The organism is Nocardia sp. NPDC050435 (genome assembly GCF_040655395.1).
Lineage (GTDB): Bacteria > Actinomycetota > Actinomycetes > Mycobacteriales > Mycobacteriaceae > Nocardia.
The window spans coordinates 402860-414923 of the sequence record NZ_JBFAJW010000007.1 but is presented as its reverse complement, the minus strand read 5'-3'; the positions used below and the strand labels follow the sequence as shown (position 1 = coordinate 414923).

The following is a 12064-nucleotide window of genomic DNA, read 5'->3' as shown; positions in this document are numbered from 1 at the left end:
GCGCTCAGCCGATCTGCCCCAGGCGCTTCGGGCGGTCCAGCGCGGACCAGGCCATCAGCCAGCGCCGCCGGGTGACATCGTCGGAATCGCTGAGCAGGGCATCCAGCAGGATCGCGGGCTCGCGCACCCACTGCTCGGCGAGCGCGGCGAGCGCCTCCCGGCCGAAGAGCCCGGACCGATCCAGCGCGCCGAGCCACTCGCCCACCTGGCCGGCGTGCAGACGCCGCAGCGCCGCGACATCGACGACGCCCTCGGGGAATTCGTCGGCGAACATCGCGGCAACCAACTCGCGGTACCGCGGTGATTCGACTGGCATGACAAACGTCCCCTCCGGCTATGGCGAGCTGTGCGCCGCACGCTCGAGCAGTGGTCCCCGACCCCTGTACCGGAATTCCGACTTCGCGGCGCATCGGCGGCACCGCCGAGACCGTCCGACATCACATCCCGGCCCTACCTTAATCGCGTCGCCCGGCGCTGGTAAGCCCTCGATCCCGCGGGATGCGCGCGGCGGGCTAGCGTTGACGCGTGGACCTGCATGACCTGATCGACCGGCTTCCCGACGGCACCGTGCTGACCGACCCGGACCTGCTCGCCTCCTACCGGCAGGACCGGGCACTGGACCCGGACGCCGGTACCCCGGCGGCGGTGGTGCGCGCCCGGACCACCGCCGACGTGGTCGCCACGCTGCGCTGGGCGCACGAGCACCGCGTTCCGGTGGTGCCGCGCGGCGCCGGATCCGGCCTGTCCGGCGGTTCGACCGCGCTGGACGGCGGGATCGTGCTCTCCACCGAGCGCATGCGCGACATCACCGTCGACCCGGTCACCCGGACTGCGGTGGCCCAGCCCGGCCTGTTCAACGCCGAGGTGAAGCAGGCCGCCGCGGCGCACGGCCTGTGGTATCCGCCGGATCCGTCCTCGTTCGAGTTCTGCTCCATCGGCGGCAACGCCGCCACCAACGCGGGCGGGCTGTGCTGTGTGAAGTACGGCGTGACCACCGATTACGTGCTCGGCATGGAGGTGGTGCTGGCCGACGGCACGGCGGTCCGGCTGGGCGGCCCACGGCTGAAGGATTCGGCGGGCCTGTCGCTGACCAAGCTGTTCGTCGGCAGCGAGGGCACCCTCGGCATCATCACCGAACTGACCTTGCGGCTGCTGCCCGCGCAGCCGCCGCAGGCCACCGTCGTCGCCACCTTCGGCACCCTCACCGCGGCGACGGAGGCGATCCTGGCCATCACCGGCGCGCTGCGCCCGTCCATGCTCGAGTTCATGGACGCGGTGGCCATCAACGCCGTCGAGGACGAGATGCGCATGGGGTTGGACCGCAATGCCGCCGGGCTGCTGGTGGCGCGCTCGGACGCGCCCGGCGAGTTCGCGGCCCGGGAAGCGCAGCTCATGCTCGAAGCCTGTGAAAAGGCCGGGGCCACCGAGGTTTTCAGCACCGAGGACGCGGAGGAGGGCGAAGCCTTCACCGCCGCACGGCGATTCGCCATCCCGGCGGTGGAGAAGATCGGCCCGCTGCTGCTCGAGGACGTCGGCGTGCCGCTGCCCCGCCTCGGCGACCTGGTCACCGGTATCGCGGCCATCGCGGCGCGCAACGACGTGCTGGTGTCGGTCATCGCGCACGCCGGCGACGGCAACACGCACCCGCTGATCGTGCACGACCCGGCCGACGCCGACAACACCGCGCGGGCGCACCGGGCGTTCGGGGAGATCATGGATCTGGCCCTCGAACTCGGCGGCACCATCACCGGCGAGCACGGGGTGGGCCGCCTGAAGAAAGCCTGGTTGCCGAATCAGCTCGGCCCGGAGGTGATGGATCTGACCCAGCGCGTCAAAGACGCCCTGGACCCACGCGGCATTCTCAATCCGGGCTCCATCCTCTGATTAGACTCACGGAACAAACCCGCCTGCGAAGGAGTTCGCTTCACTCATGACCACCAGGCTCGAGCACAATGTCGCCGACACCCGATTCGAGATCTACATCGACGACACCCTCGCCGGGTACGCCGATTACGCCGACCGTGAGGACGTGAAGGTCCGCGACTTCCATCACACGATGACCTTCCCGGAATTCCGCGGGCAGGGCGTGGCGGCCAAGGTGGTGGACTACGCGCTGCGAGATTCCCGCGAGGCGGGCTACACGGTCGTCCCGACCTGCTGGTACGTCGAGAAGTACATCGCCGAGCACAAGGAGTACGCCGACCTGGTCAGCTGATCGGGCCGGCCAGATGCGCCGCGAGGATCGGGCCGATCACGGCGTTGGCCTCCGGGGTGGTCATCCTGTGGTGTTCGAAGCCGGTCTGATGATCGATGATCGCGCCGGTGACGTAGGGCCGCCAGGTGACCACGTTGGGGGTGTAGTCCGGATGGGCGTTGTTGCTGCTGAAGAAGATCAGGTCGCCGTCGAAGGGTTCGGGGCGGTAGGCGGCGGCCTGCCGGATCAGGTTCCGGTAGTCGGCGTAGAGGTTCGCCAGGTCGGTCGCGGTGAGCGTCGACAGGGTGCTTGCCGAGTCGCGCAGTAATTCGGCGGCCCGCTCGGTCAGCGGCCCCAGCCGCTCCGGGGTGGGGACGGCGGTGCCGGGATCGCCCGGCTCGTAACCGATCTCGGCCGGCGCCAGGCCACCGAATTCCACCAGCAGCACCTCCGGCGGCGCCAGGTACTCGGCGGTCTCGGGTTCGGGATCCGCGCGACCGTCCATCAGCACCAGGGTCGGCACCGCCGCGCCCCGGCGCTGCAACTCGACCGCGAGCGCGTGCGCGATCGGAGCACCGGCGGAATAGCCGAAGAGCCGGTAGGGCCCGGTGGGCTGCGTGCGCTGGATCGCGTCGGCGTAGCGGGTGACGCGCGCGGCCAGCGGCTCTTCGGGCTCGGGGCCCCGGATTCCGGGCGATTGGATGCCGTAGACCGGGTGGTCACCGCCCAGGTACCGCAGCAAACCCGCGTAGCCCCAGGCCAATCCGATGGCGGGATGGATACAGAACAGGGCGGGTCCGCTACCGTGCGGACGCAACGGCAGCACGGTGCGCCACGCCGGATCCACCTGCGGGCGTTCCTCGCGCATGCGCCGGGCCAGCGCGCCCGGAGTCGGCTCGCCGAACATCCACTGCATCGGCATCGCGAAATCCAGCCGCGCGCGGAGATCGGTGATCAGGCGGGTGGCGACCATGGAGGTGCCGCCGAGTTCGAAGAAGTTGTCGTCCAGCCCGACCCGGTCCGCGCCCAGCGCCGCTTCGAACGCCGCCACGATCGCCCGCTCCTCCGGTCCGGTCGGCGGACGATACGGCAGATCGCCGCGTGGCCGGGGCAGCGGCGGCGCGGGATAGACGACGGTGCCCGGGGGCGCGGTGACGTCCAGGTCGTCCACGATCAGGGCCGGGTTCGCGGCGAGCACGCCGAGCAGATCGGCGAACCGGTCCGCCATGGCCTGCGCGGTGGCGGGCTCGAACAGGTCGCGGGCGAAGGTCAGGCTGCCGGTCAGGCCGGCGGGTGCGCCGTGCGGGTCGAGGTCCTCCGCCAGCATCCACTCGAGGTCGAATTTCGCGCCGGGCGCGGGCTGTTCGAGCACTTCGAGGTCGAGCCCGGGCAGCCGCACCGGCACCCGGTCGAAGTTCTGGAAGACCAGCAGCACCTGGAACAGGGGGTGATACGCGGTCGAGCGCGCCGGCGCCAGCGCCTCCACCAGCTGTTCGAAGGGCAGGTCGGCGTTGCCGAAGGCGTCGAGGTCGACGTTCTTGGTCGCCGCCAGTACGCTTTCGAAACTCTGGCCGGGCTCGATCCGGCTGCGCAGCACCAGCGTGTTGACGAACATGCCGACCAGGTCGTCCAATTCGCCGTCACCGCGGCCGGCCACCACCGAACCGATGGCCACCTCGGGGCGGCCGGACAGCCGGGCCAGCAGCACGGCGAGGACCGCGTGGGCGACCATGAAGGTGCTCGCTCCGTACCAGCGCGCGGTGCGCTCGATCCGCTCGCGCACGGCCGGCTCGATCCGGAACTCGACCCGCCCCGCGCGATGGGTCCGGACCGGCGGCCGCGGGTGATCGGTGGGCAGCGCCTGCACCGCCGGCAGCCCGCGCAGCGCGCCGCGCCAGTACTCGAGTTGCCGGTGCGCGACGCTCGCCGGATCGCCGTCCGCGCCCAGCAATTCGGCCTGCCACAGGGTGTAGTCCGCGTAATGCACGGGCAGCGGCGGCCATGGGGGCGCGCCACCCGCGCGCCGCGCGGCGAAGGCGACCATGAGATCGCGCGTCATCGGCGCCAGCGACCAGCCGTCGGAGGTGATGTGGTGCAGCACGACCACCAGTACCGCCTCCTCGGGCGCGAGGCGCAAGAGCTCGGCGCGCACCGGCATTTCGGTGGTCAGATCGAAGCCGTCCCCGCACACCCGGGTCAGCTGATCGGGCAGCCGATCGGCGTCGACCTCCGAAACCGGCATCCGCACAGCGGCTTCCGGCAGCACCCGCTGGTAGGGCTCCCCATCCGGGCCGACCGGATAGCGAGTGCGCAGCGCCTCGTGGCGGTCGAGCACGTCGAGCAGGGCGCGGTGCAGGATCTCCGGCTCCAACCGGCCCGAAAGGCGCACGGCGATAGGCACGTTGTAGAGCGGCGAGGCCGGGTCGTACTGGTTCAGGAACCACATGCGGCGCTGCGCCGCCGACAGCGGAACACGCGCGGGCCGAACACGCGGACCGGGGCGCGGACCCGCCGCCCGGACCGCGCCGCTCGCGGCCCGGGCGAGTTCGGCCACGGTGGGCGCGTCGAAGACCGTGCGCACCGTGATCCGGGTGCTGAGCTGCGCGCTGAGCCGGGCGGCACACCGGATCGCCAGCAGCGAGTCGCCGCCGAGGGCGAAGAAGTCGTCCTCCCGGCCGACCCGGGCAACGCCGAGGAGCTCGGTGAAGACGTCGGCGACGACCCGCTCGGTCCGGGTCTCCGGCGGCTCGTAGCGGCCGGACCGCAGCACCGGCTCGGGCAGGGCACGGCGGTCCAGCTTGCCGTTGCCGGTCAGCGGGAGCGCGTCCAGCACGGTGATCGTGCCGGGCACCAGGTGCGCGGGCAGCCTGCGCCCACAGAACTCGCGCAACTCCGCCGGATCGAGACGATCGCCCACGCGCGGCACGATGTAGGAGGCCAGCGCCGTGCTCCCGGTGGGACCGGACCACGGCACCGTCACCGCCGCCGACACGTCGGGGTGGGCGGTCAGCACCGCGTCGACCTCCCCGGGCTCCACCCGGACACCGCGCAGTTTAACCTGGAAGTCGTTGCGCCCCAGATACTCCAGGATCGGCGCGCCCGCGTCGGTGCCGCGCCGGCGGACCAGGTCGCCGGTGCGGTACATGCGCGCGCCCGGCGCACCGAACGGGTCGGCCGTGAAACGCTCGGCGGTCAGCGCGGATCGACCCGCGTACCCGCGGGCCAGGGCCGGGCCCGCCAGATACAGTTCGCCGGCCGTGTCCGGCGGCACCGGGCGCAGGCGGCGGTTCAGCACCATCATGCGCATTCCCGGCACCGGGACGCCCAGGCCCGAGACCTGGTGCACCGCCATCGGTTCGGTGAAGGTGGCCGCGATGGTCGACTCGGAGGGACCGTAGGAATTCAGCAGCCGCCGGCCTGCGGCGAACCGGGCCACCACCTCCGGCGGGCAGGGCTCGCCGCCGGTGGAGACCGCTTCGATCCCCGCCAGTGCGCCCGCGGGCAGGGTGCCCAGCACGGCGGGCGTGGAACACAGGTGGGTGACGCCGTTTTCGGCGATCACCGCGGCCAGCTCCGGGCCGGTCAGCACGTCGCCCTCGGCGATCACGAGGGTCGCCCCGGCGGTGTAGGCCACCAGCAGTTCCAGCAGCGCCGCGTCGAAACTCGGGTTGAGGCAGTGTAATACGCGCGCGCCGGGCCGAGCCCGATAGGAATCGCGCACGGCCGCGACGAGTCCCGCCAGTCCGGCGTGGGTCACGGTGACACCCTTGGGCACACCGGTCGATCCGGAGGTGAAGATGAGATAGGCCGGATGATCCGGGAGTATCGCGGGCGGGCGGGCCCGCGGGATGCCTTCGGGCTCCGGCTCATCGAGCAGAATCCAGCGGACGCCGTCCGGCAGCGCCGCCCGGTGCGCGGACACCGTGATTCCCAGACGAGCGCCGGATACCGCGGCCATCCGCGCGACCCGCTCGACAGGGTTGCCCGCACCGACCGGCACATAGGCCGCCCCGGAACGCGCCACGCCCCAGAACGCGACGACGGCGTTCTGCGAGCGCGGAAGTGCTACCAGCACAGAGGATTCCGGCCCTGCGCCGCACGCGGCCAGGCGGTCGGCCAGCCGATCGGCACGGGCATCGAGTTCGGCATAGGTCAGCTCGCGCGGCGAGCCCGGCGTGACCACCGCCGCGGCGGTTCCGCCCGCCGCCCGCATACCTTCGCGGAGCAGTTCGGGAAGCAACTTGCGGGCGGGTGCCGGGACGCCTTCGAGGACCGGGAGTTCGTCGTCCAGGAGACAGTGCAGCGCCCGCAGCGGGGTTTCCGGCGGTGCGACGAGCAGCTCGTCCAGTATCCGCAGGAACCGCCGATGATGCTCGGCCAGCGAATGCTGTTCGTACAGCGCAGGATTGGCATGGAAGTCCAGGTGCAGTGGACTGTGCGCGCCGTGCTGGTAGAAGTTGACGAACAGGTCCTCGATCGGCCCCGAGGTGAGGATGTGCAGGTCGGTGTCGACACCGGTGAAGTCGACCTCGGCGGGAAAGAGCGCGATGTTCACCACCGGCCCGACCACCCCGCGCCCGCCCACCGGATCCGGCTCGGCCGCGCCCCGCATCTCCTCGTAGCGGAAGCGCTGATGCCGCAGGGCGCCCGACAATTCCAGGCGCAGGGCCTCGAGCAGCGCGCCGGCGGTACGGCGCTCGGTGACGTCCAGGCGCAGGGGCACCATGTTGGCGAGCATGCCGCCCGAGCGCCGCAGCAGCGCCGTGGTGCGGCCGGAGACCGCCAGGTTCACCACCACTTCGTCCAGGCCCGTCACGCGGCCGTAGTAGACGGCCAGGGCGGCCAGCACCAGGGCCGGTGTGCCGGTGCCGAATCGCCGCCCCGCCGCCGAGAGCAGCTCGGCCCGGCGCGGCGAGAGCGTAATCCGCTGCTGCCGGGCCAGCGCCTGCGCGGGCGCGACGCCCTCGGCCAGACTGCATCGCTCCGGCATCCCGGCGACCCGCTGTGCCCAGTAGGCCGCGTCGGACTCGAATCGGCCGGACTCGCGGTAGTCCATCTCCGCGCGGTAGACCCGGTAGAGCTCCTCCGCCGCAGCGGGTTTCGGCTGCACCCCCGCCAGGTCGGCGTTGTAGAGCTCGGCCACCCGGTACAGCATCGTCACCGAGCCGAACCCATCGAGGGCCACATGATGGATGCGCGAGTACGACAGCACCCGCCGCGGTCCCACCCGCAGTACGGCGATCAGCGCCAGCCGATCCGCCGAAAGGTCGATCGGGGCAGCCACATCAGCGCGCATCCAGGCCATGGCCTCGGCCACCGGGTCCGCGGCGGAGCGCAGGTCCCGGTAGCTCACCAGCGGCTCCTGCCGCAGGTCCACCACCTGGTGCGGGCCGTCCGCACGCTGCACCACGCGCACCAGCACCGACCCCAGTTCGCGGGCCGCCCGGCGGATGGCCCGCAGCAGCGTCTCCACTTCCAGCGGCCCGCGCATGTCGATGTACTGCGCCTCGTACAGCGGCACTCCGGGGTCCAGCTGCTGGGCGTACCAGAAACCGAGTTGCGCTGGGCCCAGCGGGAATTCGGTGCGCGTCGGCGAATCCGTGCCGTGGGCGGGCGAAAGTTCACGAGTCATCGGTATCCCCCCGGATCTAGGCGCCGGCCCGGCCGGGCGCGGCGGCTACCGGCGCGGACTCGGTGCGTTGTACGTAGGCCGGAATCTCCGTGCCCGGTGGCGCGATCAACCGGCTGACCACCGCGTGCCGCACGTGGGCGGGCAGGCCGGGCGCGTACTTCTTCACATACGCCGTCATCCACTCCGGCCGCGCCAGCAGGAACGGGAAATCGGTCGCCATCATGGTGCGCACCACCAGCATCGGGATCGGCGAATCCAGCGGATGGAAGTCCTTGTTCCACAGGCCGGGCTGGTCGCAGCCGGGATAGAACTGGCCGAGCATGAAACCCTGTGCGACGAAGGCGGTCTTGAGCTCGGCGTGCAACTCGTCGATCAGCGTGTACTCGCGCAGGTCGGGCAGTGCGGTGATCAGCGTGCGCAGGGCCGCGGCCCCGCCCTCGACGGGCGGCAGATCCGGGAACAGTGCCAGCGCGTCGGCCAGCACCCGGCGCACGTAGGCGGGCGCGGGCCGGGCACCCGGGATCCGGCCGATCCACATCAGGTCACGGCGAATCGACGGACCGACATAGGGGCACACCGGGCCGTCGCGTCCCAGCGCGGGTGTGTGCTCGGTCAGATGGTCCTGCGCCCACCCCCGGACGATATCCACCGCGGATCTGGTGCATGGGCTCGGTATTTCGTTCTTGGACAGCGGGATCCATTTCATCCCCGACCGCGGTCCGATAACGATCTTGGTCATGCTTCACCTCGTCACGTTACGAAGTCGAGTATCCACCCTCCCGATGCGTATTCACAGTGATATTCAGGTCCCGAATTCTGGGGGCAGCAGCTTCGCAAATTCGCTCGCGAAAACACGTAACATCGCCCGCGCGATTCGCGAAGTACCTTGAATGGCCTGGTCACAGGCGATCTCGCCACTTGCATCCAATTAACCCGCGCGTCGCGCGACCACATCGGTTTTACATTCTTCACCGCGCACCCGAATGCTTTCCGAGGACACGAAAGAGGAACTCGACGGCGTCGGAAATATTGCACTACAGCGACGTTCGGATCACGGACACAAAAAAGGCCGGGTGGCCCGAGACGAAATCGCCTCGGCCACCCGGCCGGTAATGCAGATCGCTCAGCCGCGCAGCAGCGCGCGCGACATGACGACGCGCTGGATCTGGTTGGTGCCCTCGTAGATCTGGGTAATCTTGGCGTCGCGCATCATGCGCTCCACCGGGAAGTCGGTGGTGTAGCCGGCGCCGCCGAAGAGCTGCACCGCGTTGGTGGTGACCTCCATGGCCACGTCGGAGGCGAAGCACTTGGCGGCGGCGGAGATGAAGCCCAGGTTCTTCTCGCCACGCTCGGCCCGGGCGGCCGAGGTGTAGACCATCAGGCGCGCGGCCTCGATCTTCATCGCCATATCGGCCAGCATGAACTCGGTGTTCTGGAAGCTGGCGATGGTCTTGCCGAACTGCTTGCGATCCTTGGTGTAGGCGATCGCGGCGTCCAGGGCGCCCTGCGCGAGGCCCACGGCCTGCGCGCCGATGGTCGGACGGGTGTGATCGAGAGTCTGCAGGGCGGTCTTGAAGCCGGTGCCCGGCTCGCCGATGATGCGGTCGCCCGGGATCTTGCAGTTCTCGAAGTACAGCTCGGCGGTCGGGGAACCCTTGATGCCCAGCTTGTGCTCGAGCGGACCGACCACGAAGCCCTCGTCGTCCTTGTGCACCATGAACGCGGAGATGCCGTTCGCGCCCTTGTCGGCGTCGGACACGGCCATCACGGTGTACCAGTCGGACTTGCCGCCGTTGGTGATCCAGCACTTGGAGCCGTTGAGGATCCAGTCGTCGCCGTCGGCCTTGGCGCGGGTGCGCATGGAGGCGGCGTCGGAACCGGCCTCCCGCTCGGACAGCGCGTAAGAGGCCATCTTGCCCGCGACGATGTCGGCGAGCACCTTGGTCTTGAGCTCCTCGGAGCCGTTGAGGATCAGGCCCATGGTGCCGAGCTTGTTGACGGCCGGGATCAGCGAGGAGGAACCACAGACGCGGGCCACCTCCTCGATCACGATGCAGGTGGCGACCGAGTCGGCGCCCTGGCCGCCGTAGGCCTCGGGCACGTGCACGGCGTTGAAGCCCGCGGCGTTCAGCGCGGTGAGGGCTTCCTCGGGGAAGCGGGAGTTACCGTCGACGTCCTTGGCGTGCGGCGCGATTTCCTTCTCCGCCAGGCCGCGGATGGCACCGCGCAGTTCGTCGTGGAAGTCCTCGAGCTTGAACAGGTCGAAATCCGGGTTTCCCGCCATGGGGGCACACTCCTGGCTGTGTCGTCAACGATGTCGGCACTGAGTGCCACATTGTGGTCGAGTATACGCCTGCACTTCGAAACTACGTGCCGATACCGATTGGCACTGAGTGTCAATTCACACGTGCGGTTCGGCATCCAGACTACTCAGTTTGCGAGTCACCAGATCGGCTATCCGACCCGGCGGCATGTCCCGCGGAAACACCGCGACCACCAGTTCCCCGGCGCCGGGCCGGGCGCCCGGCCCGCGCGGAATCGCGGCCAGCTCAACCCGCAGATCGGCCGCGCCGGCATCCGACTCGCCCCGCACCATCCGGCGCAGCAGATAGTTGTGCGTCGCCGTCACCGCGGCCGTGAACTGCACCCGCGCCAGATCGGGGGCGTCGGGCAACCGCTCGCGCAGATAGTCGGTGAACAGCCGCTCGTATCGGAACACCGTGACGATCTCGCGCTCGCGCAGCGCCGGCACCCGCCGCACCACCCGGTACCGCCGCGCCGCGATCTCCCGCCACTGCGTGAACCGCTCGAACACGCCCACCACCGCCGCGCACACCGCGTCCCACGGATCACCCTGCGCCGCCGCCAGATCCGCGGCCGCCCGCGCCAGCTGCGCCTCGTGATCGGCGAAGATCACGTCCTCTTTCGACCGGAACTGCCGGAAGAACGTCCGCCTGCTGATCCCGGCCGCCTCCGCGATCTCGTCTACGGTCGTCGCCTCGTACCCCTTCTCGGCGAATAACCGCAACGCCTGATCGACCACCGCCAGCCGAAACTGCGCCGGGTCCTCCCCCCGCCCTCGCATCGTCTCGTCAGTCGCCACGGGTCAACCGTAGCGAGCACTCATCCGGGGACAACGCGGCAGGAGCTCGAATCTTTTCGCTTGTTGCGTTTATTGCGTATAATTCGAATGACCACTAGTGGCCAGGAGGCTCAGATGACCATGCATTTGACCAAACGTGCCGATCCGGGAGCGATCGAACCCGAGACCGCGGCGCGCGCTCTGCAAGGGATAGAGAGTTACCTCGTACAGCACCCCGACGAACGGGACGTCGAGGTCACCGTCAAGAGTGACAAGCCCGAACCCTTGGTTCTCCCTCGAGAGGTGATGCGCCTGCTGGCGTTCATCCTGACCGAAGCCGCTGCGGGGAACGGGGTCTCGATCGTACCCGCGCACGCGGAGCTGACCACTCAGCAAGCCGCCGAGATGCTGAACGTCTCGCGACCCCATCTGATCGGCTTGCTCGAATCCGGTGCGATGCCCTTCCGATTGGTGGGTACACACCGCCGGATCCGCTTCAACGACGTGAAGAAGTACAAGCAGGAAATGGATGCGAAGAGTCTGGCGGCGGCCGATGAGCTCGCCGCCCTCGGCCAAGAGCTCGGAATCTGAGCATGGCAGTTGTCGCACTCTACGACGCCAATGTTCTGTACGGAAATACCCTGCGCGACATGATGATCCGACTTGCGCAGTCCGATCTGGTAGAAGCCAGATGGACCGACATGATCCTGGACGAGGCTCTCGGCAGCGTTGCGCGCAAGTACCCCGACATCCCGCAGGCGAAGCTCGACAGAGTACGTCGGCTGACCGTCGACGCGGTACCGAAGTGCCTGGTAAAGGGATTCGAACCGCTGATCGAGAAACTGGAACTACCGGATCCCGACGATCGGCATGTGCTGGCGGCGGCCATCACCGCGGGCGCGAAAACCATCGTCACCTTCAATCTCGCAGACTTCCCCGCCGACAGCTTGAGCGAATGGTCCGTCACAGCGAAGAGCCCTGACAGTTTCCTTGTGGATCTGATAGATCGCGATGATCAGATCGTCTGGGCCTGTGTGCTCCAGATCGCCGCTTCACACCGGAACCCGCCTGAAACCACCGGCGACGTTCTGAACAACCTCGAACGAGCGGGGTTGTTCGAGTCGGTCGCGCTCCTGCGCAAGAAGATGTAGACGGG

The 12064-nt window shown here is 69.4% G+C and carries 9 protein-coding genes; 4 read left to right on the top strand and 5 right to left on the bottom strand.

What is annotated here, in order from left to right; translation table 11 throughout:
* Positions 1 to 4: 4 nt before the first annotated feature.
* Positions 5 to 316, bottom strand: a complete 312-nt coding sequence (locus AB0I43_RS23450; protein WP_356974043.1) for a hypothetical protein — start codon at positions 314 to 316, stop codon at positions 5 to 7.
* 209 nt (positions 317 to 525) lie between these two features.
* Between AB0I43_RS23450 and AB0I43_RS23445 the strand changes: the two genes are divergently transcribed.
* Complete coding sequence (locus AB0I43_RS23445) at positions 526 to 1884, top strand: FAD-linked oxidase C-terminal domain-containing protein (protein WP_356974042.1); 1359 nt, start codon at positions 526 to 528, stop codon at positions 1882 to 1884.
* Between the two features lie 46 nt (positions 1885 to 1930).
* Positions 1931 to 2215, top strand: coding sequence for a GNAT family N-acetyltransferase (locus AB0I43_RS23440; protein ID WP_356974041.1), 285 nt, complete (start codon positions 1931 to 1933; stop codon positions 2213 to 2215).
* Here AB0I43_RS23440 and AB0I43_RS23435 read toward each other — a convergent pair.
* From AB0I43_RS23435 to AB0I43_RS23420, 4 genes are all read right to left on the bottom strand, one after another.
* Positions 2208 to 7826, bottom strand: a complete 5619-nt coding sequence (locus tag AB0I43_RS23435; RefSeq protein WP_356974040.1) for an amino acid adenylation domain-containing protein — start codon at positions 7824 to 7826, stop codon at positions 2208 to 2210. The two genes, AB0I43_RS23440 and AB0I43_RS23435, sit on opposite strands and share 8 nt — an antisense overlap.
* A gap of 16 nt (positions 7827 to 7842) precedes the next feature.
* A complete protein-coding gene (locus AB0I43_RS23430) occupies positions 7843 to 8565 on the bottom strand; it encodes a DUF6875 domain-containing protein (RefSeq protein ID WP_356974039.1) in 723 nt (240 codons plus the stop codon).
* Between the two features lie 384 nt (positions 8566 to 8949).
* Positions 8950 to 10110 carry an acyl-CoA dehydrogenase gene (locus AB0I43_RS23425; RefSeq protein ID WP_356974038.1) on the bottom strand — a complete coding sequence of 387 codons (1161 nt, stop codon included), beginning with the start codon at positions 10108 to 10110 and terminating at the stop codon, positions 8950 to 8952.
* A 117-nt stretch (positions 10111 to 10227) separates the two neighbouring features.
* Positions 10228 to 10911, bottom strand: a complete 684-nt coding sequence (locus tag AB0I43_RS23420; protein ID WP_356974129.1) for a TetR family transcriptional regulator — start codon at positions 10909 to 10911, stop codon at positions 10228 to 10230.
* Between the two features lie 132 nt (positions 10912 to 11043).
* On the opposite strand from AB0I43_RS23420, the gene AB0I43_RS23415 reads away from it, so the two are divergent.
* Both AB0I43_RS23415 and AB0I43_RS23410 read left to right on the top strand, forming a co-directional pair.
* Positions 11044 to 11499, top strand: coding sequence for an excisionase family DNA-binding protein (locus AB0I43_RS23415; RefSeq protein ID WP_356974037.1), 456 nt, complete (start codon positions 11044 to 11046; stop codon positions 11497 to 11499).
* A 2-nt stretch (positions 11500 to 11501) separates the two neighbouring features.
* Complete coding sequence (locus AB0I43_RS23410; protein ID WP_356974036.1) at positions 11502 to 12059, top strand: PIN domain-containing protein; 558 nt, start codon at positions 11502 to 11504, stop codon at positions 12057 to 12059.
* The last annotated feature ends 5 nt before the right edge of the window (positions 12060 to 12064 follow it).

Coding starts and splice junctions, on each gene's coding strand:
- AB0I43_RS23415 (WP_356974037.1), top strand. CDS start 11,044: ATGACCATGCATTTGACCAAACGTGCCGATCCGGGAGCGATCGAACCC.
- AB0I43_RS23440 (WP_356974041.1), top strand. CDS start 1,931: ATGACCACCAGGCTCGAGCACAATGTCGCCGACACCCGATTCGAGATC.
- AB0I43_RS23425 (WP_356974038.1), bottom strand. CDS start 10,110: ATGGCGGGAAACCCGGATTTCGACCTGTTCAAGCTCGAGGACTTCCAC.
- AB0I43_RS23410 (WP_356974036.1), top strand. CDS start 11,502: ATGGCAGTTGTCGCACTCTACGACGCCAATGTTCTGTACGGAAATACC.
- AB0I43_RS23450 (WP_356974043.1), bottom strand. CDS start 316: ATGCCAGTCGAATCACCGCGGTACCGCGAGTTGGTTGCCGCGATGTTC.
- AB0I43_RS23435 (WP_356974040.1), bottom strand. CDS start 7,826: ATGACTCGTGAACTTTCGCCCGCCCACGGCACGGATTCGCCGACGCGC.
- AB0I43_RS23420 (WP_356974129.1), bottom strand. CDS start 10,911: ATGCGAGGGCGGGGGGAGGACCCGGCGCAGTTTCGGCTGGCGGTGGTC.
- AB0I43_RS23430 (WP_356974039.1), bottom strand. CDS start 8,565: ATGACCAAGATCGTTATCGGACCGCGGTCGGGGATGAAATGGATCCCG.